The 21,157-nt window shown below is 48.9% G+C and carries 23 protein-coding genes; 21 read left to right on the top strand and 2 right to left on the bottom strand.

The genetic code is table 11. From position 1 onward, the window contains the following. Positions 1-334 precede the first annotated feature (334 nt). From KNO79_RS10180 to KNO79_RS10145, 8 genes are all read left to right on the top strand, one after another. Complete coding sequence (locus tag KNO79_RS10180) at positions 335-1,600, top strand: extracellular solute-binding protein (protein WP_074037640.1); 1,266 nt, start codon at positions 335-337, stop codon at positions 1,598-1,600. A gap of 105 nt (positions 1,601-1,705) precedes the next feature. Next, positions 1,706-3,058 carry a sugar ABC transporter permease gene (locus KNO79_RS10175; RefSeq protein ID WP_015880983.1) on the top strand — a complete coding sequence of 451 codons (1,353 nt, stop codon included), beginning with the start codon at positions 1,706-1,708 and terminating at the stop codon, positions 3,056-3,058. Position 3,059: 1 nt separating this feature from the next. After that, positions 3,060-3,893, top strand: coding sequence for a sugar ABC transporter permease (locus tag KNO79_RS10170; RefSeq protein WP_074037639.1), 834 nt, complete (start codon positions 3,060-3,062; stop codon positions 3,891-3,893). A gap of 23 nt (positions 3,894-3,916) precedes the next feature. Further along, entirely contained in the window at positions 3,917-5,419 is a 1,503-nt protein-coding gene (locus KNO79_RS10165) for an alpha-amylase family glycosyl hydrolase (RefSeq protein WP_214691217.1), read from the top strand. Positions 5,420-5,474: 55 nt separating this feature from the next. Further along, on the top strand, positions 5,475-6,533 hold the full coding sequence (locus KNO79_RS10160; RefSeq protein WP_015880986.1) for a LacI family DNA-binding transcriptional regulator: 1,059 nt from the start codon (positions 5,475-5,477) through the stop codon (positions 6,531-6,533). Between the two features lie 115 nt (positions 6,534-6,648). Next, complete coding sequence (locus KNO79_RS10155; protein WP_074037637.1) at positions 6,649-7,068, top strand: YflT domain-containing protein; 420 nt, start codon at positions 6,649-6,651, stop codon at positions 7,066-7,068. Between the two features lie 209 nt (positions 7,069-7,277). Next, positions 7,278-9,575: a glycoside hydrolase family 65 protein gene (locus KNO79_RS10150; RefSeq protein ID WP_214691216.1), complete on the top strand. Its 2,298-nt coding sequence runs from the start codon at positions 7,278-7,280 to the stop codon at positions 9,573-9,575. Positions 9,576-9,721: 146 nt separating this feature from the next. Continuing rightward, positions 9,722-10,570: a YitT family protein gene (locus KNO79_RS10145; RefSeq protein WP_031421243.1), complete on the top strand. Its 849-nt coding sequence runs from the start codon at positions 9,722-9,724 to the stop codon at positions 10,568-10,570. Between the two features lie 49 nt (positions 10,571-10,619). Here the strand turns inward: KNO79_RS10145 and KNO79_RS10140 are convergent, their stop codons facing one another. After that, positions 10,620-11,432, bottom strand: a complete 813-nt coding sequence (locus KNO79_RS10140) for a Cof-type HAD-IIB family hydrolase (protein WP_074037635.1) — start codon at positions 11,430-11,432, stop codon at positions 10,620-10,622. 162 nt (positions 11,433-11,594) lie between these two features. Between KNO79_RS10140 and KNO79_RS10135 the strand changes: the two genes are divergently transcribed. The 11 genes from KNO79_RS10135 to KNO79_RS10085 all read left to right on the top strand — a co-directional run bounded on the left by KNO79_RS10135 (position 11,595) and on the right by KNO79_RS10085 (position 18,341). After that, positions 11,595-11,789, top strand: coding sequence for a YjzD family protein (locus KNO79_RS10135; RefSeq protein ID WP_015880991.1), 195 nt, complete (start codon positions 11,595-11,597; stop codon positions 11,787-11,789). A gap of 74 nt (positions 11,790-11,863) precedes the next feature. After that, the gene (locus tag KNO79_RS10130) at positions 11,864-12,286 is read left to right on the top strand and encodes a thioredoxin family protein (RefSeq protein WP_159561902.1); all 423 of its coding nucleotides are present in this window, start codon (positions 11,864-11,866) and stop codon (positions 12,284-12,286) included. Beyond that, on the top strand, positions 12,283-13,062 hold the full coding sequence (locus KNO79_RS10125) for a phosphatidylserine decarboxylase (RefSeq protein WP_214691215.1): 780 nt from the start codon (positions 12,283-12,285) through the stop codon (positions 13,060-13,062). Before KNO79_RS10130 ends, KNO79_RS10125 begins: the two co-directional genes overlap by 4 nt. Positions 13,063-13,187: 125 nt before the next feature. Continuing rightward, the gene (locus KNO79_RS10120; protein ID WP_015880994.1) at positions 13,188-13,814 is read left to right on the top strand and encodes a YqeG family HAD IIIA-type phosphatase; all 627 of its coding nucleotides are present in this window, start codon (positions 13,188-13,190) and stop codon (positions 13,812-13,814) included. Between the two features lie 133 nt (positions 13,815-13,947). Continuing rightward, positions 13,948-15,060: a ribosome biogenesis GTPase YqeH gene (gene yqeH, locus KNO79_RS10115; RefSeq protein ID WP_214691214.1), complete on the top strand. Its 1,113-nt coding sequence runs from the start codon at positions 13,948-13,950 to the stop codon at positions 15,058-15,060. Further along, entirely contained in the window at positions 15,057-15,842 is a 786-nt protein-coding gene (gene aroE, locus KNO79_RS10110) for a shikimate dehydrogenase (RefSeq protein WP_214691213.1), read from the top strand. Before yqeH ends, aroE begins: the two co-directional genes overlap by 4 nt. Positions 15,843-15,848: 6 nt before the next feature. Further along, positions 15,849-16,145, top strand: a complete 297-nt coding sequence (gene yhbY, locus KNO79_RS10105; RefSeq protein WP_015880997.1) for a ribosome assembly RNA-binding protein YhbY — start codon at positions 15,849-15,851, stop codon at positions 16,143-16,145. Continuing rightward, positions 16,142-16,711 (top strand): nicotinate-nucleotide adenylyltransferase, encoded by a 570-nt coding sequence (locus KNO79_RS10100; protein ID WP_074037631.1) that lies wholly within the window; start codon positions 16,142-16,144, stop codon positions 16,709-16,711. The genes yhbY and KNO79_RS10100 overlap by 4 nt, the downstream gene beginning before the upstream one ends. Then, on the top strand, positions 16,701-17,258 hold the full coding sequence (gene yqeK, locus KNO79_RS10095) for a bis(5'-nucleosyl)-tetraphosphatase (symmetrical) YqeK (protein WP_214691212.1): 558 nt from the start codon (positions 16,701-16,703) through the stop codon (positions 17,256-17,258). The genes KNO79_RS10100 and yqeK overlap by 11 nt, the downstream gene beginning before the upstream one ends. Positions 17,259-17,268: 10 nt before the next feature. Continuing rightward, entirely contained in the window at positions 17,269-17,616 is a 348-nt protein-coding gene (rsfS, locus tag KNO79_RS10090; RefSeq protein WP_015881000.1) for a ribosome silencing factor, read from the top strand. Beyond that, a complete protein-coding gene (locus KNO79_RS10085) occupies positions 17,616-18,341 on the top strand; it encodes a class I SAM-dependent DNA methyltransferase (RefSeq protein ID WP_214691211.1) in 726 nt (241 codons plus the stop codon). The genes rsfS and KNO79_RS10085 overlap by 1 nt, the downstream gene beginning before the upstream one ends. A gap of 38 nt (positions 18,342-18,379) precedes the next feature. Here KNO79_RS10085 and KNO79_RS10080 read toward each other — a convergent pair whose 3' ends face one another. Beyond that, positions 18,380-18,793, bottom strand: coding sequence for a VOC family protein (locus KNO79_RS10080; RefSeq protein ID WP_214691210.1), 414 nt, complete (start codon positions 18,791-18,793; stop codon positions 18,380-18,382). 155 nt (positions 18,794-18,948) lie between these two features. On the opposite strand from KNO79_RS10080, the gene KNO79_RS10075 reads away from it, so the two are divergent. Both KNO79_RS10075 and KNO79_RS10070 read left to right on the top strand, forming a co-directional pair. Continuing rightward, complete coding sequence (locus tag KNO79_RS10075; RefSeq protein ID WP_074037627.1) at positions 18,949-19,545, top strand: DUF2238 domain-containing protein; 597 nt, start codon at positions 18,949-18,951, stop codon at positions 19,543-19,545. A gap of 83 nt (positions 19,546-19,628) precedes the next feature. Beyond that, the gene (locus KNO79_RS10070) at positions 19,629-21,098 is read left to right on the top strand and encodes a catalase (protein ID WP_031421259.1); all 1,470 of its coding nucleotides are present in this window, start codon (positions 19,629-19,631) and stop codon (positions 21,096-21,098) included. Positions 21,099-21,157 lie beyond the last annotated feature (59 nt).

The following is a 21,157-nucleotide window of genomic DNA, read 5'->3' as shown; positions in this document are numbered from 1 at the left end:
ATTTTACAACATCGGGAATCAAAGAAAACAGATGTTGCGAAAACGTTTGCTCAAGCAAAGGTTAATAAAGCGTTTACATTTTGTCAATTGCTGAAACGCATAAAAAGTGAAGAATTGAGAACAAACATTTAAAAATTACATAAATGGGTCAACAGACGTAAAAAAAGTGTAAAAAAAGACTTGTAAAACGCTTTCACAACTGTATAATAAAAATTGAGGTGAGGATGCAAACGTTTTCACTACCGTGTCAATTTCGTAGCGGAGTTTTAAAATTGACGTGGTCGTGCGATTGCGCAAATCTGACCATACTATTTCCTTGGGGAGGTTTTTCATCATGAAGATGAAAAAAATGGTAGCAGGACTTTCAACAGCAGTATTCGCATTCGGTGCACTTGCTGCATGTGGTGGCGGAACGGACAACGGATCTTCTAACGAAGGTGGTTCTTCAAGCGAGAACAAACCTGAAAAGATCGTCATCTGGGAAGACATCGAAAAGTCTGAAACAACGAAAGAAGTTGCGAAGGCGTTCGAAGAAGAGCATGGCGTAAAAGTTGAAGTTGTCGAAGTACAGATGACAGATCAAAAAGACAAGCTCGCGCTTGACGGTCCAGCTGGAAAAGGTCCAGACATCGTGCTCGTACCACATGACCAGATTGGTACAATCGCAGACCAAGGTCACTTGGCTCCAATCGCTGACGAAGGATCGCTTGACGCGTTCACAGACGCTGCGAAATCAGCTGTCATGTTCGATGGCCAAGCTTACGGATATCCAAAATCAGTTGAGACACCAGTTCTCATGTATAACAAAGATTTGATGGCTGAAGCTCCAGCATCTATGGACGACCTTTACAAGTTGTCAAACGATGTAAAAGCTGACGGCGAGTACGGATTCCTTGCACTTTGGGATAACTTCTACTTCGCACACGGTGTTGTCGCTGGATTCGGCGGATACGTGTTCAAAGAAGACGGTGGCGCACTCGACCCAGCGGATATCGGTTTGAACAACGAAGGCGCAGTTGAAGGATTCGAATACATCGGTAAATGGTACGAAGAAGGCCTCTTCCCTAAAGGGTTGATCGGAGAGTCTGGCGGCCAAGCGATGGACCAACTCTTCACTGAGAAGAAAGCTCACTCAGTCATGAACGGACCATGGGCTGTAGCTGGTTACACAGATGCAGGCGTGAACCTCGGAGCGGCTCCAATGCCAACACTTCCGAACGGTGAGCCAATCAAGACGTTCATGGGTGTGAAAACATATGCCCTTTCAGCTTACACAGAAAACCAAGAGTGGGCTGAAATGTTCCTTCAAGAGTTGACGAATGAAGAAAACGCATTGGCAATGTTTGAAGCATACAACGAGATCCCACCAGTAGCAGCACTCGAGTCGAACGAGACAATCACGTCGAACGAAGTTGCGAAAGCGGTATTCGACCAAGCAACAAACGCAATCCCAATGCCGAACATTCCTGAAATGGGACAAGTCTGGGAGCCAATGGCTCAAGCGCTTCAGCTTGTAGCAACTGGTAAACAAGATGCACAAAAATCTGCAGATGATGCAGTGAAAGTCATCGAACAACAAATCCAAGCGAACAACCAATAAGGAATTGAGATGACGGGGTACGCCACATGGCGTTCCCCATCATTTTCTAGCATTGAGCAAACGTTTGCTTGATTGATTTGCTCAAATCGAAAGGAGAAACTGAGGATGGCTGCAATTGCGAACCCTAAATCACCGGACCAACGCCCGGACAAGCCTACAAACCATGCTCGGAACGCGGGACTACTTTCCATCATTCCGGGACTCGGACAGTTATACAACAAACAATACGCGAAGGCGGTAGCGTTCTTTATCGTCGTCGTATCTTATTTTGCCGTAAACTATGATCTATTTTTCAAAGGGGCGGGCGCCGGACCAGGTGACCGTGGAGGACTTTGGGGATTGATCACGCTTGGTGAAGTGCCAGGACCTCGTAACGACCACTCCATCTTCTTGATGGTCGAGGGGATTGTCGCGTTAATTTTACTTTTCTTCGGAATCGCGTTCTATGTTTGGAACATTCGTGACGCCTATCGTGTCGGTCGCGCTCGTGATCAGCATCTAAACCTTCCATCGTTCCAAATGCAACTTCGCAACTTGCGTGACCATGGATTCCCATACTTAATGTTAATCCCATCACTCATTTTGTTAGTGTTTACAGTTATTCTTCCATTGATCTTCACGTTCTTGATCGCCTTCACGAACTATCGCTATAACAACGCACCACCAGCGAAACTCGTCGAATGGGTCGGATTCGAGAACTTCACGCGTATCTTTGAAATTGATATCTTCCGTGACACATTCGTCGGAGTACTCGGCTGGACGCTTGTCTGGACGGTCGCTTCAACGACAGGTGTCATCGCGATCGGAATCTTCCTTGCGGTGCTCTTGAACCAAGAAGGACTTCGCTTCCGTCGTTTGTTCCGTTCAATCTTGATTCTTTCATGGGCGGTCCCAGCATTCATCACGATCTTAATCTTCCGCTCGATGTTCAACGAGTCGTTCGGGGTGTTCAATACGACAATCTTACCGGCGCTCGGTCTTGACCCAGTCAACTGGATGACCGATCCGACGGCGACACGTACGGCACTCGTTCTCATTCAATGGTGGCTCGGCTTCCCGTTCATCATGACGCTCATGACGGGTGTGCTTCAGTCGATTCCTGGTGACTTGTATGAAGCGGCGACAATTGACGGAGCGACGATCTTTGATAAGTTCCGCTTGATCACATTGCCGATGCTCTTGTTCGCAACTGCACCGATCTTGATCACGCAGTTCACGTTCAACTTCAACAACTTCAACATCATTTATCTCTTTAATGGCGGTGGCCCTGCTGTACCTGGACAAACGGCCGGCGGTACCGACATCTTGATTTCTTGGATTTACAAATTGTCTCTCGGTGCCAACCCGCAATACGGACTTGCGGCTGCGATCACACTCATCTTGTCATTCTTCATCATGACGCTTGCCGTGATCCAGTTCCGTCGGACAAAATCTTTCAAAGACGAGGATATGATCTGATATGAAAAAACAAAAACGAATCAATTTGGCGATCTCGTATGTCATCTTGACGCTTGCGTCGATCATCATTCTCTATCCGATGCTTTGGGTTGTCGGCACATCGTTCAACCCAGGGCGTACGATTACGTCAACGATTATTCCAGCAAATCCTACGTTCATTCACTACAAAAACTTGTTTGACCTAACGATTTCGGATTATAGTTTATGGTATGTGAACACGTTGAAAATCGCTTTCATCACGATGGCACTCTCAGTCGTCTTGGTGACGATTACCGGATACGTCTTCTCACGTTACCGCTTCGTCGGACGGAAGAACTCGCTCGTCTTGTTCCTCGTCCTTCAAATGGTGCCACAGTTCGTTGCGATCATCGCGATTTATGTGTTGCTCAACATGCTCAACCTTCTTGACACACATACAGCGCTCATCTTGCTCTATGCGGGTGGTGCGATTCCGATGAACACGTACTTGGCGAAAGGGTACTTCGACACGATTCCGAAAGAACTTGACGAAGCAGCCCGCATGGATGGTGCTGGTCACCTCCGAATCTTTTGGCAAATCATCTTGCCGCTCGCGAAGCCGATTGTCGCAACGATTGCTCTCTTTAACTTCATGGGACCATTCAACGACTTTATCTTGGCATCGCTCGTCCTTCGTTCACCAGAGAAACAAACATTGGCAGTTGGTCTTTACAACATGATTTCGAAACAGTTCGATAATAACTTCACGTTATTTGCGGCAGGTGCAGTTCTATCAGCCCTTCCAATCGTCATCTTGTTCTTCATGTTCCAACGCTACTTCGTTTCTGGCCTCACAGCGGGTGGTACGAAAGGATAATACTCGTAAAAGGAGGAAGCGATATGAGGCGAGGCGTCGTGCTCGTGCTCCTGTCGCTTCTTTTGTTTCCGACCGTCGTCGGAGCAAAGGAAGCCGCTACTTGGGAACAAGAACGCATGTATTTTATTATGGTCGACCGATTTGTTGACGGAAATCCGGACAACAATGAACAGGTGGACAAAGATGATCCGAAAGCATTTCACGGTGGTGATATCCGTGGAATCATTGAGAAGCTCGATTATATCGAATCACTCGGCTTCACATCGATTTGGCTGACGCCCGTTTTTGAGAATATGCCGGACGGCTATCACGGGTATTGGATTAAAGATTTCTATAACATCGATCCACAGTTTGGAACGAAAGAGGATTTACAGGAACTCGTTCAGGAAGCGCACAAGCGAGATATGAAAGTCATTCTCGACTTCGTCGTCAACCATGTCGGTCCGAACCACCCGTGGGTTAAAGAAAAGCCGGAATGGTTCCATGAACAGTTACCGATTGTATTTTGGAAAGACCAGGAGCAAGTCGAGACGCACTGGTTGTTCGACTTACCTGACTTCAAAACAGAGGATCCGGAAGTCAAATCGTATTTGATTGATGCGGCGAAGTACTGGATCGAAGAGACGGACATCGACGGCTATCGCCTCGATACGGTTCGTCACGTCGATAAAGCATTCTGGAAAGACTTTGTCGAAGGTGTGCGGTCGGTCGACCCAGACTTTTACTTACTCGCCGAAGTGTTCGACCCAGATCCGCAATACGTCGCGCAATATGACGATCTCGGGTTCAACAGCATCACAAACTTTACATTTTATGACCGTGTGTCGAAAACGATGACGCAACAGCAAGCGAACGTCGACGAGATTGACGTTGCCGCAAGCTATGCCGAAACGTTCTTCAACGACCCGAATCAGATGGCGACATTCCTCGATAATCACGATGTCGAACGCTTCATGCATATGGCAGAACTCGGTGGTGTGGAATCGGCGGAACGACGCTTACGCCTCGGTTTGTTCGCGCTTTATGCGTCACCTGGTATGCCGATCGTCTTCCAAGGGACAGAAAATGCGCAGACCGGTGGAACCGACCCGGCGAACCGTGTCATGACGGAATTCCCGGGAAATGAGGAGTTGCATGAATACGTTGCGACCATGAACCGCATGCGGGAAGAGTATCCGGTCTTTGCGACAGGAGAGCAACGCATGATCGCCTCGGAAGATGGGATGGCTGTCTTCGAACGGAAAGACGGAGATGACGTTGCGCTCTATGCAATCAACATGAATCGTGACAATCGAGAAATTGAGATCGATGTCAGTGAAATCGGGGAAGATATGAGACTTCGTGGTCTTTTATTCTCACAACTGGTCACAGATCAGCGCGGAACGTTTACAATTGAACTATCTGGTGAAAGTGCGAACGCTTACATCGTTGAGGAATCTTCGGTCAATCCGTGGATGATGGGCTTGCTCGTCGTAACGATTCCGATTTTCTTGACTGGTTTGGTCATGTGGAAGCGCCGCAAATAAAGACATGAAACGCCGCAAGGCACGAATCGAACTCACGGAAGCAGGGGGGAACACCATGCAAATCACAATCAAAGATGTGGCGAAGCACGCGAACGTCGCGCCGTCGACAGTCTCTCGCGTCATCGCCAACAGCCCAAGAATCAGTCAAAAGACAAAAGAACGGGTCAGAAGTTCCATGGAAGAGCTCGGGTATCATCCGAACATTCATGCGAGAAGTCTCGCTAACCGCTCGACGCAGTCGATTGGTCTCGTCATGCCGAGCGCGGCAACAAAGACACTTCAAAACCCGTTCTTTCCAGAAGTGCTACGAGGAATTAGCACGAAGGCGCACCAGAATGGATACTCGCTTTATATGACGACCGGCGTGACAGAAGAAGAAGTTTTGTCCGGTGTGATCGAGATGGTTCAAGGACGCCGTGTCGACGGTGTCATCGTTCTTTATTCACGTGAAGACGACCAAGTCGTCCAATACTTACGTCAAACGAAGTTTCCGTTCGTCGTGGTCGGGAAGCCGTTCGGGGACGCTTCTTCTATCACTTACGTCGATACGGATAACTATTTGGCTGGTCGTGAAGTGACGAAGCACCTTTATAACCTAGGTCATCGTCGTATCGCCTTCATCGGGGGATCGGATAAACTCGCCGTAACACAAGATCGTCGGAACGGGTACGCGACGGCCCTCATGGAAGCAGGAATCCCGGTATGCGAAGATTACATCGCCCGGGCTGAATTCATGACGAAGGGTGGCGCGAAGGCCGTCCGTGAACTGTTACAAAACGAGGAACCACCGACAGCTGTCGTCGTCAGTGATGATATGATGGCACTCGGTGTCATCAGTACGTTAAGCGAGATGGGGCTCAAAATCCCAGAGGACGTCGCGGTCGTTAGTTTCAATAACGTTTATATCGCGGAGCACTCGAACCCGCCGCTCACGTCGGTCGAAATTAACATCTTCGGTCTCGGTTTCGAGGCGACGAATTGCTTGATCGAACAAATCAGTGATAACGCTCCACCTTATGGGAAGCGTGTCATCGTGCCACATTATTTGGTCGTCCGCCAATCATGTGGGCAGAAGAAGAGTAAAGCGACGGAAACATTAGAATCGAATTCTTGATTGATCAGACGATTTCGCCATAGCGGAGTCGTCTTTTGCATATCCTTTTGATTGAAGCTTCATGAAGTAGGGAACAAGTTTCACGAAGGAATCGAAATCGAAAGGATGGATAGAGATGAGCGAAAGACGATTTGTCGGGACATTCGACACAAAAGAAAGCCTATTGTCAAAAATTAATGAGCTGAAAGAAAATGGCTACGATGAAGGGGAACTATTTGTCGTAACGGAGCGGGATGAAGCCGTTCACGTTCTTAAACGAGAGACGAACCTAAACGTAGAAGAAGGTGACACATCTTGGTTAGACAACCTCAACGGAGGGGGAAGCGAGGATCGGGATACGAAACAGGCGCTCACCGATTTAGGGATCGCGGACGACGAAATCGAACAGGCGCATTCTACAATCAAACAAGGGGGATATGCACTTGTCATCGACGAACCTGATACCGGATTCAATGATGGGCGAAGTGCGGTATTCGAGGGACACGAAGCGAATGCGGCGTTTGGTGATAATCCGGAAAATGGACAGAAAGATTGATTGAAACCGTCTCGATGAGAGGCGGTTTTTTTGATTGTAAAATGTGATGAAAAAAAGAAAGAAAAAGTTTTATGCAAACGATTGCATTCTCGTTTCAGTTGTGTAAAATGAAAGGTGAGATTAAATACAGCGCTTTCATAGACAAACGGTTGCATGAACTAGTTGTCCGTCGAAGGTAGCCTTGTAGAGAAAAAAGGAGTGGCAGACAGATGAAACGATTGTTTGCAGTCGATGAATGGAAAGTAACAGAGGAAGGTCTTCACCCGAAAGAGAACCGTCTTGCAGAATCCATCACATCGCTCGGGAACGGGCATATGGGGATGCGAGGAAACTTTGAGGAAGATTACTCGAATGATACGCACCAAGGATTCTACGTGGCGGGCGTCTACTACCCGGACAAAACACGTGTCGGTTGGTGGAAGAACGGATACCCTGAATACTTTGCCAAAGTGTTGAATGCGACAAACGTCATCGGTCTCCGCGTGGTCATCAATGGTACACCGGTCGACTTGGCAAAATGGGAAGTGAAAGATTTCACTCGCGAGCTCGACATGCAGCGTGGTGTCCTCACACGGACGTTCACCTTGATGAACGGGACAGAAGAGACGAAAGTGGAAGTCGTCCGCTTCTTCTCGATCGTGGATAAAGAAGTCTTGGCAATCCGTTACAACGTCACACCAGTCAACTACGAAGCAAAAATTGAGTTCACTCCATATTTAGATGGCGATGTCGTCAACGAAGACTCGAACTACGATGAGAAGTTCTGGCTTCCGGTCGACCGTGGTGTGGAAGAGCGTTTCGCTTTCGTTACGACGAAGACGAAGAAACTCGACTGGCATGTCACGGCATCGATGATTGCGGACGTCGAAGGTGCTCGTTGTGAAGTGCTTGAAGCGACAGATTTGTTTGTTGCCAATAAATTCACGGTCAACGTAACGGCCGGTGAGACAGCGACAGCCTACAAGTATGTGTCGGTCGTCACGAACCGCGACCACGAGGTTGAAGCATTGCAGTCAGCTGGGATGACACGTGTCGAAGCGGCGTTTGAAAAAGGATTTGAGACACTTCTCGCTGAACAGACGGAAGCATGGCTCGCACGCTGGGAAGATGCGGATGTTCGCATCGATGGAGACATCGAGGCACAACAAGGAATCCGTTTCAACATCTTCAACATGTATCAAACATATACAGGTGAAGATTCACGTCTTAACATCGGTCCAAAAGGATTCACAGGTGAGAAGTACGGCGGTGCGACGTATTGGGATACTGAAGCCTACTGCCTCCACTTCTATTTGGCGACAGCCAAACCAGAAGTCTCATGGAACTTGCTCAAATACCGTCACAATCAACTGCCACAGGCAAAAGAGAATGCTGTGAAGAATGTCGGTATGGAAGGCGCGCTTTATCCGATGGTCACGATGAACGGGGAAGAGTGCCACAACGAGTGGGAAATCACGCATGAAGAGATTCACCGTAACGGTGCGATTGCCCATGCTATCTTCAACTATACGAACTTCACAGGCGACAAGTCGTACCTTGGACAATACGGATTGGAAGTATTGGTCGAGATCTCGCGTTACTGGGCTAGCCGCGTCAACTTTGTCCCGCACAAAGACGTGTATATGATCCTAGGCGTCACAGGTCCGAACGAATATGACAACAACGTCAACAACAACTGGTATACGAACTTGATCGCCGCATGGACGCTCGAATATACGCAGGAAGTGTACAACTACTTGAAAGAAGCAGAACCTGCACGTCTCGAAGAGCTCGTGTCGACACTCGGCATCACGGACGCTGAACTTGCGAAGTGGGCGGACATCCAAACGAAGATGTATTATCCAAAAGATGATCTCGTTCCAGATGTCTTCATGCAACAGGACGGATTCATGGATAAAGAGCAGATTTTGGTGAAAGACCTCGATCCGAAACATCTTCCACTCAACCAAAACTGGTCATGGGATCGCATCCTTCGTTCGAACTTTATCAAACAAGCTGACGTCCTCCAAGGACTCTATACGTTCGGTGACCGCTTCACGGTCGAACAGAAACGTGCAAACTTTGACTTCTACGAGCCACGCACGGTTCACGAATCGAGCTTGTCACCATGTGTCTACTCGATCATTGCGGCAGAAGTCGGTTATGAAGACAAAGCGGTCGAATTGTACCAACGTTCGGCGCGCCTTGACCTCGACAACTATAACAATGACACGGAAGACGGATTGCACATCACGTCGATGGTCGGTTCGTGGATGTCCATCGTTCATGGGTTCGCTGGAATGCGCATTCAAGAGGATAACCTCTCGTTCAGCCCGATGACTCCGAAGGATTGGAACGGTTACTCGTTCAATATGCTCTGGCGCGGCCATCACTTGACGGTCACATCATCACGTGAACAAGTGACAATCAAGCAAACAGGTGGTACAGACGTGACCATCCATGTGTATGGAAATGCGGTAACGGTTCCTGCGAATGAATCGATTACAATCGAGACAGTGAAAGCGTGACCAATCGTTTCATACGAACAAGCCGACCTCGGTCGGCTTGTTTTTGTGTGAAAAACTTATCGGATTTCCTGCATATTTGCTGTATGCAGCATGAATAATCTATGTTATCTTGATTCTTAGCTATTTTGAGAAAGGGGAGTTGAAGCTTGACGGAAGCCGTTAAAGAACATACACGAATCGGGGTTGTCTCGATCATCGGAGGATTGTTCGTTGCCTTATCCATGACATTATTTTTAATTCCAGCTGGCGTCTATTCGACAGGATTTACGGGTCTTGCCCAAATCTTGACGAAATTGTTAGAGGGTACACCGCTTGAATTAGGGGAAGGACTCTGGTTCTTTATTCTGAACGCACCACTGCTCGTCGTCAGTTATTTTATGCTCGGGCGGAACATGATGATCCATACGCTGGTCAGTGTCGCCTCGGTCACGTTGTTCATTCGTTTGCTTCCGCAATCGCAGCTTCTCTCGGACGATCCACTTTTGAACGCTGTATTTGGCGGTGTGCTCTTGGCAATCGGCTCGGGGATCACGATTCGGTATGGAGCCTCGACGGGTGGCTTTGACATCGTTGCGCTGATTCTCGCGAAGTTTACGAACAACTCGGTTGGGGTCTATCTCTTCTTGATGAACATGATGATTGCCCTCGCAGCAGGTGCCTTGTTCGGATGGCCGACAGCGCTTTATACGATCGTCTTCTTGTATGTGACGTCAAAAGTCATCGATGAGATTTACACGAATACACAGCGTCAAACGCTCTTCATCGTGACGAATCACCCGGACGAGGTGACAAAGGAACTACATCAACACGTGTTCCGCGGGATCACGCTCATGCCGGCAATCGGGACATACTCGAAAGTCGAGAAAGCGACGCTCATGATGGTCGCGCAACGACACGAGGTGCGTGAGATCACGCGCATCTGTAAGGATGCAGACCCATCGGTTTGGATCAATATTTTACCGACAGAGGACGTCGAAGGGACGTTCCGTCGCTAAACATGAATGAATCACAAAAAGCACCGACTTTTCTAAGTCGGTGCTTTCGTTATGCCTTGATGCCAAGTCGCTCTTCTAAGAAGAGGGCGATCCCGTCATCCATATTTGAAGCCGTCACTTCGTTGGCTACATTCTTCAATTGGTCGATGGCGTTCCCCATCGCGACACCGGTACCGACATAGTCGAGCATCTCGAGGTCGTTCTCTTCGTCACCGAACGCGATAATGTGCTTCCGGTCAATGTTTAAGTGCTTCGAGACCTCTTGAAGCCCAAGTGCCTTCGATGTGTTTTTGCTCATGACTTCAATCATATGTTCGGGCATACGCCACTGACGGTTCAATACCGCCTCCGCATGAATGTCGTCGAGTTGGGTGCGGACGTGCGCGACGTGATCTTTTGTCGCATGAATCAATAAGGACGTCGGCTCGTCCTGCAAATGCTTCAACAAGTTACCTGATGTGACGCTGAGCGCACGTTCTGCATATGGACTATAGAACTCTTGCGGGTCTTTTTGGAAGTAGACGTGGTCCGTCACTTCGACGACGATATTGTGTGCCTTCGTATCCGCTACTTCTTCAATGATGTCATGGGCGGTCTTGAGCGGAATCGGTCGGTGTGTCACCGCATAATTCGCATCTTTCGGGTGATGTACGAGCGCACCGTTGAAGTTGACGAGTGGCGTCGTCAATCCCATTTGCTCATAGTACATGATCGAATGGCGCTTTGGACGCCCTGTGGCGATCATGACTTCATGACCAGCTTCACGCGCTGCTTGAAGAGCGCGGAGGTTTCGTTCGCTGATTGTTTTATCATCTCTTAATAACGTTCCATCTAAATCGACTGCGATTAAATAACGTGACATCAGTCATCCTCTTTTCTTCACAATGATGTTTCTACGACCGTATCACATTTTTCGATTTGACGGAAAGAATATACAATCGAAGTCGCATATTCTATTCGAACAATGCTATACTAATGTCGTATGAATTTTTACGAATCATCTGTGAGATGGAGGGGACGTTCAATGCGTTATTTAGTGACATTGATCTGGGCGATTGTGCTCTCAAATACAGCGGTATTTATCATTTCTGCCGTTGATGGTGTAGAGTTCAACGCGATGCTCGCGACAGGATTTGGCGTGGCCATCACAATCTTCGTTGCAATTCTCGATGTCTTGAATCAAGACATGGGAATCAGCGACGTTGCACAAGAGAAGTAAGCCGTCTACAATCAAACTGACTCGTGCATGAGTCAGTCTTTTTTCTTTATCCAACATAGAGGAGGATCACACATATGAAAAACCCTGAAAAACGCGCGAATTTTATCACGTTCGCCATTATCGGTGCGATTATCGTCATCGGAATCGGTTTGTTGTACTTTTTAAATGGAAACAATACTGACGATGGTGTCAACGCCGTCACAGCAGATGAATTGCAACAACAATTAGACCAAGATGGTGAAGTCGTCGCTTACTTCTGGCAAACGGGCTGCGAATACTGTGAGCAAGTGAAGCCTTATGTCGAACCCCTTATCGAAGAATATGATGCGGTCTCGATCAACTTGTCTGACCATAACGTATGGACGACGTATGGGATTGAAGGTACGCCGACTATCATCCGATTTGAAGATGGAAAAGAGGTCGGTCGCATTGAAGGAGCGGTCTCTGAACAACAATATGAGACGTTCTTTAAAAATGAGGAGGCCAAAGAGGAATGAAGCGTCGTTTCTACCAAACGTTATTTGAGCTGAACGCCTCGCCTTGGATCGCCACACGCCTCAAGCGTTTCGCAGAATCAGATGTGAGTCGTCACTTGATTCCATCGTTTGCAAAAGTATATGACATTGCGGTAGAAGAGGCAGAGCAACCGCTTGCTGCCTATCCATCATTGCATGCGTTCTTTACCCGTCACTTGAAGACGGGAGCACGTACGATTGATGAGTCGTCCGATACCCTCGTATCACCGTGTGATGGAAAGTTATCGATCATCGAATCGATTTCAGAAGACAGTCGTTTCGAGGTGAAAGGTCAGTCGTATACGCTTGCGGAGTTACTCGGTTCTCAACAAGAAGCAAGACGTTATGCAGGGGGGACGGTCGTCGTTCTCTACCTCAGTCCGCGCGATTATCACCGCGTCCACACACCGCTCTCTGGTCGTGTGCTCAGTCACTATGAGCTCGGGGACCGTTCGGCACCGGTGAATGAAATCGGATTGACGGAGACGGTTCGACCGCTCTCACGCAACTACCGTCGTGTGACGCGCTTCGACAGCCCAGCCGGAACGTACGAACATATCATGGTCGGTGCCTTGAACGTCAACACGATTGAGTGGACGCTCGAAGGAGACCAGGCGGGCAAAGGAGAAGAGGTGGGATACTTCTCGTTCGGTTCGACCGTCGTTCTTTGTTTTGAGAAGGATACGATTCAAATGGACCGTGAAAAGATCGGTCCGGTTCGACTCGGTGAAGTCATCGGGACAATCAAATCCAACTAATTTTGTGTCAATTTTCTTCCGACCGAACGATAGACTAGTCGTTTGGTCGGTTTTCGTTTACCATAGAAGGGATATCAATACTTGTATAAGTAGTTGAATCGTTTAGCTAATTGGAGGAATTTTACGTGTTTAATCGACTTTATCCGAAACAGTTCGTCGCGTCTGTGTTTGACATCGACCTACAAGAATTGAAAGACCGTGGGGTGCGCGTCATTTTGACGGACCTTGATAATACACTCGTGGCGTGGGACGTCCCACATGCGCCAGAGCTTTTATTGATGTGGCTTGAAAAAGTGAAATCATACGGTTTCGATGTGATTGTCGTATCAAATAATAACGAGAATCGTGTACGAACATTTACGGAGCCGCTCGGCCTTCATTATGTCGCTCGTGCTAGAAAACCATTACCATCTGGATTTAAAGCGGCACTCTCGAAATATGGGTACTCGCCGAAGGAAGCCATCTTCTTAGGGGACCAGCTGTTCACAGACGTTCTCGGGGCAAACATGGCGGGCATTCATGTCATTCATGTGCAACCGGTCGTCAAAACGGACGGACTCGTCACGAAATTTAACCGGATGCTCGAAAAAGTGGTCTTCGCCCATATGAAGCGTCGTGGGAAGTATGTATTGATCACGAAAAAAGTGGAAGAACTTGCCGTTGACGCACAACGGGCAAAAGTCGCGGTCGCTGAAAAAATCGGTGAGGCCATGCATCCACGTTCCGAAGATTCACATAAAAAAGATGAATAAGACCTCGAACGCACAGGAAGAAGGAGGCTGCCCATGTACGGCGAGCAAGGCGTCGGAATTAACGCTTCAGGAGTAGCAGCGAGGTGCTACGGTGAATGAAGAAGGGGAAACCTGAACGGCAGTAAGTATAACTATGGAAGAAACAAAACGATATTGCGCTGGGTGCGGCGTAGCCATCCAAACGGAAGACCCGAACGGGGTCGGCTATGCACCGAAATCGGCACTTGACCGTGAGATTGTCATTTGCCAACGTTGCTTCAAATTGAAGCACTATAACCAAGTTCAAGATGTGGAGTTATCAGATGATGACTTCTTGCGCATCTTGAATGGTATCAGTTCAAAAGAAGCACTCGTCATCAAAATCGTCGACATTTTCGACTTCAATGGCAGTTGGCTTCCGGGTCTTCAACGCTCAGTCGGATCGAACCCGGTACTGTTAGTCGGAAACAAGGTCGACTTGTTACCGAAGTCGGTCAACCCGAACCGGATGGCGAACTGGGTGAAGGCAGAGGCAAAAGAACTCGGCTTGAACCCAATCGACGTTCATTTGATCAGTGCGAAAAAAGGACATGGTATCGATGAACTCGCTGAAAAGATTGAGTACTACCGCAAAGGCAAAGACGTCTTTGTCGTCGGTTGTACGAATGTCGGGAAGTCGACACTCATCAACCAGGTGATCAAACGTTTCGGTGAAGAGGATGAAGCCATCATCACCGTCAGTCATTTCCCGGGAACGACGCTTGACTTGATCGACATTCCGCTCGACGATGATGCGAACTTGTACGACACACCAGGAATCATCAACCGTCATCAAATGGCACACTATGTCGATGCGAAAGATTTGAAGACGATCACACCGAAGAAAGAAATCAAGCCGCACGTGTTCCAGTTGAATCCGCAGCAGACGCTCTATTTCGGCGGATTGGCACGTTTAGATTATCTTGAAGGAAATAAGCGATCGTTCGTCATTTATATGTCGAATGAATTGAAAGCACACCGTACGAAACTCGAACGTGCCGATGAGCTCTATGACCAACATATTGGGAAGATGCTCAACCCGCCGAATGAGAAGACACTCGAAATCTTACCGCCACTCGTCCGTCATGAGTTCAGCTTACGGGACGGCGTGAAAACGGATATCGTGTTCAGTGGTCTCGGTTGGGTCGCGATTCACGGAAAAGGTGGCCGTATCGCAGCATGGGCTCCAAAAGGCGTCGCAGTCACACTTCGCGAGGCGCTCGTATGAATCTGGCCGTCATCGGTCACCCGATTGCTCATTCGCTCTCTCCCCAACTGCACGAGCAGTGGTTGAGGGCGTCTGGGCTTTTCGGGCGTTATGAGGCCATCGATGCCACACCAGATCAACTCCCAGCCTTGTTTGCGGCAATGCGAGAAGGGGACTGGGATGGATTCAATGTCACGATTCCCTATAAAGAGGTGGTCGTTCGGTATCTCGATGACCTTGACGAAGCGGCGAAACATGCTGGAGCCGTCAATACGGTGTATAAACGAGACGGGCGACTTATCGGGACGAATACGGACGGGGCAGGTCTTGTCCAAGCGCTGATGCCATACACAGACTTTACAGGGCGTGTCCTGATTGTCGGTGCCGGAGGAGCGGCTCGGGGGATTGTCCAAGCTCTCCCGACGCGTGACGTGACGATTGTCAATCGAACTGTGGAACGGGCAAAAGCGCTCGCCGACACGTTCGGAGTCGTCTACACGACGTTTGATGAGATGGACGTCTCTCGATATGATGTCATCATTCAGACCACTTCTGTCGGGATGGACGAGAGATCGACACCACTTTCATTAGAAGGATTACGACAAAACACGGTCGTTTGTGATATCATATATCGTCCACTTGTCACCCCGATGCTTCAAGAAGCGAAACGTCGCGGAGCCAAAGTTGTGACAGGTGTAGCCATGTTCGTCTGGCAGGGCGCGCTCTCGTTCGAGAAATGGACGGGCGTGAAACCGGACGAAACCATTGGAAAAAAGTTAATCGAAGGATTATTGGAGGAATAATATACTATGTTATCAGGTAAACAAAAACGCTTTTTACGCGCAGAAGCGCACCATCTTTCACCAATCTATCAAGTTGGGAAAAATGGAGTCAGCGAAGCGATGTGTAAAGATATCGCGGACGCACTCGAGAAACGTGAATTGATTAAAGTTCAAGTACTTCAAAACTGCATGGACACGCCTAAAGATGTCGCTGGTGAGTTAGCTGAAGGCACACAGGCTGAAGTCGTTCAAGTGATTGGAAAAGTCATCGTCTTGTACAAAGAGGCGACCGAGAAAGAAAATCGCCAAATCAAACTCCCATGAGCCGGATCGGCTTGATGGGCGGAACGTTCGACCCGCCGCATCTCGGACATCTGTTAATCGCGGAACAAGCGCGTGAACAGCTTGAACTTGATGAGGTGTGGTTCCTGCCGGCTGCGATTCCACCTCATAAGGTCGGGTTCAGCTCGGCAGACCACCGAATCGAGATGACGCGACGCGCCATACAAAATCAGTCCGACTTCAAGTTGAACTTGATTGAGTTTGAACGGAGTGAGCCGTCTTATACGGTCGAGACGATGAAACGGCTGATCGAACAGTATCCGAATGATGAATTCTACTTTTTGATTGGTGCCGATTCACTCGTTTCGCTCGAATCCTGGTATGACTATGAGACGCTCATCCGTCTTGTCACGTTCGGTGCGGTCGCACGGCCAGGGACACGTTATTTGATTCCGGAGAAGGCAGACGTCCACGCGATTGACATGCCGCAACTCGAGATTTCATCGACGGACATCCGGGAACGGGCGAAACGAGGCAAATCCATCAAATATCTTGTCCCGACGCCAGTCGAGGAGTATGTGAAGGAGCATAAGTTGTATGACGTTTGAAGAAGCGCACGAGTTGATTAAACAGACGCTGCCAGAAAAACGCTATATCCATACGCTCGGTGTCGTCGAGACGGCGGAACGCATGGCGGTTCAATTCGGTGAAGAGGTCGAACAGGCTCGTCTTGCTGCCATGCTTCATGATTATGCGAAGTACTTTGACGTCGAAGAAATGCGTCGAGTCGTCGTGGAAGAAGGGTTAGACCCGAATCTACTTGAGTACGGGGACGAACTACTTCATGCGCCGGTCGGTGCGATTTTACTTTCCCGTCAATACGACCTGGATGACGCGGTGCTCTCGGCGATTCGGAATCATACGACGGGAGAGCCCGGGATGTCTCGGCTCGACCAAATTCTGTTCGTGGCGGATGCCATCGAACCGAATCGGAATTATCCCGGCGTCGACCGGTTGCGGGCAGAAGTGGAGCGTTCGCTCGAAGCGGCGGTTGTCGCGACACTGAAACAAACGATTGAATTTTTATTGAAGAAGTCGGTGCGTATTTTTCCACTGACGATTGAAACGTATAACGATTTTGTGAATATACCTTAGGAGGGTCAATATGACTGCAAGAGAAGAATTAGAATTGATTGTTAAAGCGGCTGACGATAAACGTGCCGAGGAAATCGTTGTACTCGACATGGAAGGGATTTCGCCAATCGCAGATTACTTCGTTATCTGTCACGGGAACTCGGAGAAGCAAGTCGAAGCGATCGCACGTGAAATCAAAGACGTTGCTGGCGAAAACGGCTTACCGCTCCACAAGTTCGAAGGAATGGACACGGCACGTTGGGTCCTCGCTGACCTTGAAAACGTCGTCGTCCACATCTTCCATCGTGATGACCGTGATTACTACAACCTAGAGAAATTGTGGGCTGACGCGCCACACGTCGAAGTGGAAGTCGGCTAATGGCTTACGAAGGATTCGCCTATGTATACGACGAGTTGATGAAAGACGCGCCGTATGATGAGTGGGTCGCTTTCGTGCGTCGTCACGTCCAAGATGGCGCGACACTCGCGGATGTCGGGTGCGGGACCGGGTCGGCGACGATTCGCCTCGCTGAACATTACGATGTCATGGGGATCGACTTATCCGAGTCGATGCTCGAAGTCGCACAAGAAAAGGCGCTCGAGGCCGAAATCGAGTTGCCGCTTTGGGAACAAGATATGCGTGAGTTGGAGTTACCGGAACCGGTCGATGCGGTGACGATTCTTTGCGATTCCCTTTGCTATTTGGGAGACGAGGCGGACGTGATTGATACGTTTGTATCTGTCTACAATCAACTCAAACCAGGCGGCTTGTTCATCTTTGATGTCCATGCTCCGAACAAGATGCAGACGCTCTTCAACCAAAAGACGTATGCGTCAAACGGAGAAGATTGCTCATATATTTGGTTTGCCGACCCGGGAGAAGCCCCGCTGTCGGTCGTTCATGACTTAACGTTCTTCGTCGCGCTTGAAGATGGGACGTATGAACGAATTGAGGAGACACATGAACAACGGACGTATGAACCAGGGCAGTACATGCAATGGTTGATTGGTGCCGGTTTCCATGTCAAATCGGTCACCTCTGATTTCACCGAACATGCACCAGGAGCGGATGCCGAGCGCATCTTCTTCGTTGCCCAAAAATAAGCAAATCCCCGATTCTGACGAATCGGGGATTTTTGTCGTTATGCTTCGTGGCTGAACTGCCACTGGACGCCGAACTGGTCTTCGAGCATGCCGTACGCCTTGCTCCAAAACGTCTCTTGAAGCGGCATCAAGACACGTCCGTTCACAGAGAGCGCCTCGAACTCACGATGGATGGCCTCGAGGTCGTCTGTGACGACAGCGAGCGTGACATTGTCCCCGAATGTGACCGGTCCGTCAGGCATCGCATCAGAAAACATGAGCGATGAGCCGTGAACCGAGAGTCGGGTATGCAGCACAAGATTGGCCATTTCACTCGGCACCGGTTGACCGTCTGGACCAGGTTGATCACCGAACGTCATAATGTCTGGAACGGCGTGGTTGAACACATCGGCATAAAAGGTTACGGCGTCTCGACAATTCCCATTAAAGTTGAGATACGGATTGATCGGCATAGCAAGTTCCTCCTCGAATTCATAATATTAATTATAGAACGTATGTTCGTAAATAGCAAGAGAGTCCAACTAAATTCAATTGTGTGGTTGAACACGATTCAGAGTTGGGAATAGAGCATATAGAGAACAAACTAGACGAAAGAAGGCGAAGCATCATGAAGCTCACGAAAGGACGTATCCTCGAATTTGGATTCGTCTTGTTCATGGCGATCATACTTATCACATCAATCATTGAAGAATCATGGTTCGATGCGAGTGTAGCGGGGGCCGGAATCATTTCTGGGCTCATCCCGTTCTTCATTGAAAAGACGTTTAAAACAGAACTCGATGGCAAGATGAAGGTGGCGTATATCCTGTTCTTGTTTGCCTCCCAGTATTTAGGATCGATTGTCGGACTATACGGGAATGGATGGTGGGACACGTTCCTTCATCTCTTAAGCGGAATCTTTCTCGCATTCCTTGGATTCGACTTCTTCAGTAGGCTCGATGATGACATTCGGACCGAGATCCCGAAACGATTTTTGTTCGTATACATTGTCGTCTTTTCCATGGCTGGGGCGGCGCTTTGGGAGATGTATGAATTCACATCTGACGTCGTCCTGAACACGACGATGCAAGGGAACGGGAATGACGATACGATGGTCGACATCATCGCGGGGTCCCTAGGCGGTATCTTGGCAGCATTTTTCGTCGTGACGCTCCATCAACGTGAAAAATCCAAACAAAAGAGACATATGAAAAAAAGTTCGTGATTCAAGAGCTTTTTATTTGTAATCATTCTAATCTTTGATTAATATCAAGATTGTAATGATTATAAATAATGGGAGGCAATCATATGGATCAACACCGTCAACTAACTACTAACCAAGGCGTACCAATCGGGGATAACGCCAACTCCATCACTGCGGGTCGTCGGGGCCCGACGCTTCTCGAAGACTATCAACTAATTGAGAAATTAGCGCATTTCGATCGTGAACGAGTACCAGAACGTGTCGTTCACGCGAGAGGCGCAGGGGCGCATGGTGTCTTCACTGTAAAAAATAGTATGAAACGCTATACGAAAGCCGCATTCTTGCAAGAAGAAGGGCAAGAGACGCCTGTGTTTGCGCGCTTCTCGACCGTCATCCACGGATTAGGTTCACCGGAGACGCTTCGTGACCCACGCGGTTTCGCCGTCAAGTTTTACACGGAAGAAGGGAACTATGATTTCGTCGGAAACAACTTACCGGTCTTCTTCATCCGTGACGCGATTAAATTCCCGGACGTGATTCACTCGCTCAAGCCGGACCCACAAACGAACCTTCAAGACCCGGACCGCTTCTTCGACTTCATGTCGCTCACACCGGAATCAACGAACATGCTCGTGCATCTCTTCAGTGACGAGGGAATCCCAGCATCGTATCGCCACATGCGAGGGTCATCCGTCCATTCCTTCAAGTGGGTGAATGAATTCGGCAACACGGTGTACATAAAGATGCGCTGGGTACCGAAGCAAGGGATTCAAAACTTGTCGATGGAAGAAGCGGCGAAAATCCAAGCAGAAGACTTCAACCATGCGACACGTGATCTGTTCAACGCCATTGAAAATGGAGACTATCCGGAATGGGATCTATATGTACAGATTCTCGACCCAGCGGACATGGACAACTTTGACTTCGACCCGCTCGATGCCACAAAAGATTGGTTCGAAGATGTCATCCCGTATCAATTGGTCGGAACGATGACCCTCAACAAGAACGTCGACAACTTCTTTGCCGAGACTGAATCTGTCGGCTTCAACCCGGGTGTTCTCGTTCCAGGGATTCAGCCGTCGGAAGACAAGATGCTCCAAGGACGACTCTTCTCGTATTCGGATACGCAACGTTACCGCATCGGACCGAACTATCTCCAACTCCCGATCAACTGCCCGTTCGCTCAAGTCGCGAACAACCAGCGTGACGGGGCGATGCCGTTCAAGCAACAGACGAGCCCGGTCAACTACGAGCCGAACCGTTACGAAGACGCGCCGAAGCCGAATGCGGACTATATCGAGACGCCGCAACCGATCACAGGCGTGACGGGTCGTCAGAAGATTGAGAAGACGAATGACTTCGGACAAGCCGGAGAGGTGTATCGTCGCTATTCTCAGGAAGAGAAGGATGCGCTCGTTCGTAACCTCGTGGCGCATATCAAAGAAGTTCGTCACGAGAAGACCGTTCTCCTCTTGATCTGCAACTTCTATCGTGCGGACCGTGAACTCGGAGAGCGTCTCTCGAAAGAGTTGAATGTCGATCTCGCACCATTCTTGAATCAAATGTCGAACTAAACACGTAACCGCGGTCTTACACCGCGGTTTTTTTCTATGCGAAAAGACGCCTCTCTCGT

This window comes from Exiguobacterium sp. s43, assembly GCF_018617255.1.
Classification (GTDB): domain Bacteria; phylum Bacillota; class Bacilli; order Exiguobacteriales; family Exiguobacteriaceae; genus Exiguobacterium; species Exiguobacterium profundum.
This window is presented reverse-complemented; position numbering and strand designations above follow the sequence as displayed.

Coding starts and splice junctions, on each gene's coding strand:
- KNO79_RS10180 (WP_074037640.1), top strand. CDS start 335: ATGAAGATGAAAAAAATGGTAGCAGGACTTTCAACAGCAGTATTCGCA.
- KNO79_RS10175 (WP_015880983.1), top strand. CDS start 1,706: ATGGCTGCAATTGCGAACCCTAAATCACCGGACCAACGCCCGGACAAG.
- KNO79_RS10170 (WP_074037639.1), top strand. CDS start 3,060: ATGAAAAAACAAAAACGAATCAATTTGGCGATCTCGTATGTCATCTTG.
- KNO79_RS10165 (WP_214691217.1), top strand. CDS start 3,917: ATGAGGCGAGGCGTCGTGCTCGTGCTCCTGTCGCTTCTTTTGTTTCCG.
- KNO79_RS10160 (WP_015880986.1), top strand. CDS start 5,475: ATGCAAATCACAATCAAAGATGTGGCGAAGCACGCGAACGTCGCGCCG.
- KNO79_RS10155 (WP_074037637.1), top strand. CDS start 6,649: ATGAGCGAAAGACGATTTGTCGGGACATTCGACACAAAAGAAAGCCTA.
- KNO79_RS10150 (WP_214691216.1), top strand. CDS start 7,278: ATGAAACGATTGTTTGCAGTCGATGAATGGAAAGTAACAGAGGAAGGT.
- KNO79_RS10140 (WP_074037635.1), bottom strand. CDS start 11,432: ATGTCACGTTATTTAATCGCAGTCGATTTAGATGGAACGTTATTAAGA.
- KNO79_RS10135 (WP_015880991.1), top strand. CDS start 11,595: ATGCGTTATTTAGTGACATTGATCTGGGCGATTGTGCTCTCAAATACA.
- KNO79_RS10130 (WP_159561902.1), top strand. CDS start 11,864: ATGAAAAACCCTGAAAAACGCGCGAATTTTATCACGTTCGCCATTATC.
- KNO79_RS10125 (WP_214691215.1), top strand. CDS start 12,283: ATGAAGCGTCGTTTCTACCAAACGTTATTTGAGCTGAACGCCTCGCCT.
- yqeH (WP_214691214.1), top strand. CDS start 13,948: ATGGAAGAAACAAAACGATATTGCGCTGGGTGCGGCGTAGCCATCCAA.
- aroE (WP_214691213.1), top strand. CDS start 15,057: ATGAATCTGGCCGTCATCGGTCACCCGATTGCTCATTCGCTCTCTCCC.
- yhbY (WP_015880997.1), top strand. CDS start 15,849: ATGTTATCAGGTAAACAAAAACGCTTTTTACGCGCAGAAGCGCACCAT.
- KNO79_RS10100 (WP_074037631.1), top strand. CDS start 16,142: ATGAGCCGGATCGGCTTGATGGGCGGAACGTTCGACCCGCCGCATCTC.
- yqeK (WP_214691212.1), top strand. CDS start 16,701: ATGACGTTTGAAGAAGCGCACGAGTTGATTAAACAGACGCTGCCAGAA.
- rsfS (WP_015881000.1), top strand. CDS start 17,269: ATGACTGCAAGAGAAGAATTAGAATTGATTGTTAAAGCGGCTGACGAT.
- KNO79_RS10085 (WP_214691211.1), top strand. CDS start 17,616: ATGGCTTACGAAGGATTCGCCTATGTATACGACGAGTTGATGAAAGAC.
- KNO79_RS10080 (WP_214691210.1), bottom strand. CDS start 18,793: ATGCCGATCAATCCGTATCTCAACTTTAATGGGAATTGTCGAGACGCC.
- KNO79_RS10075 (WP_074037627.1), top strand. CDS start 18,949: ATGAAGCTCACGAAAGGACGTATCCTCGAATTTGGATTCGTCTTGTTC.
- KNO79_RS10070 (WP_031421259.1), top strand. CDS start 19,629: ATGGATCAACACCGTCAACTAACTACTAACCAAGGCGTACCAATCGGG.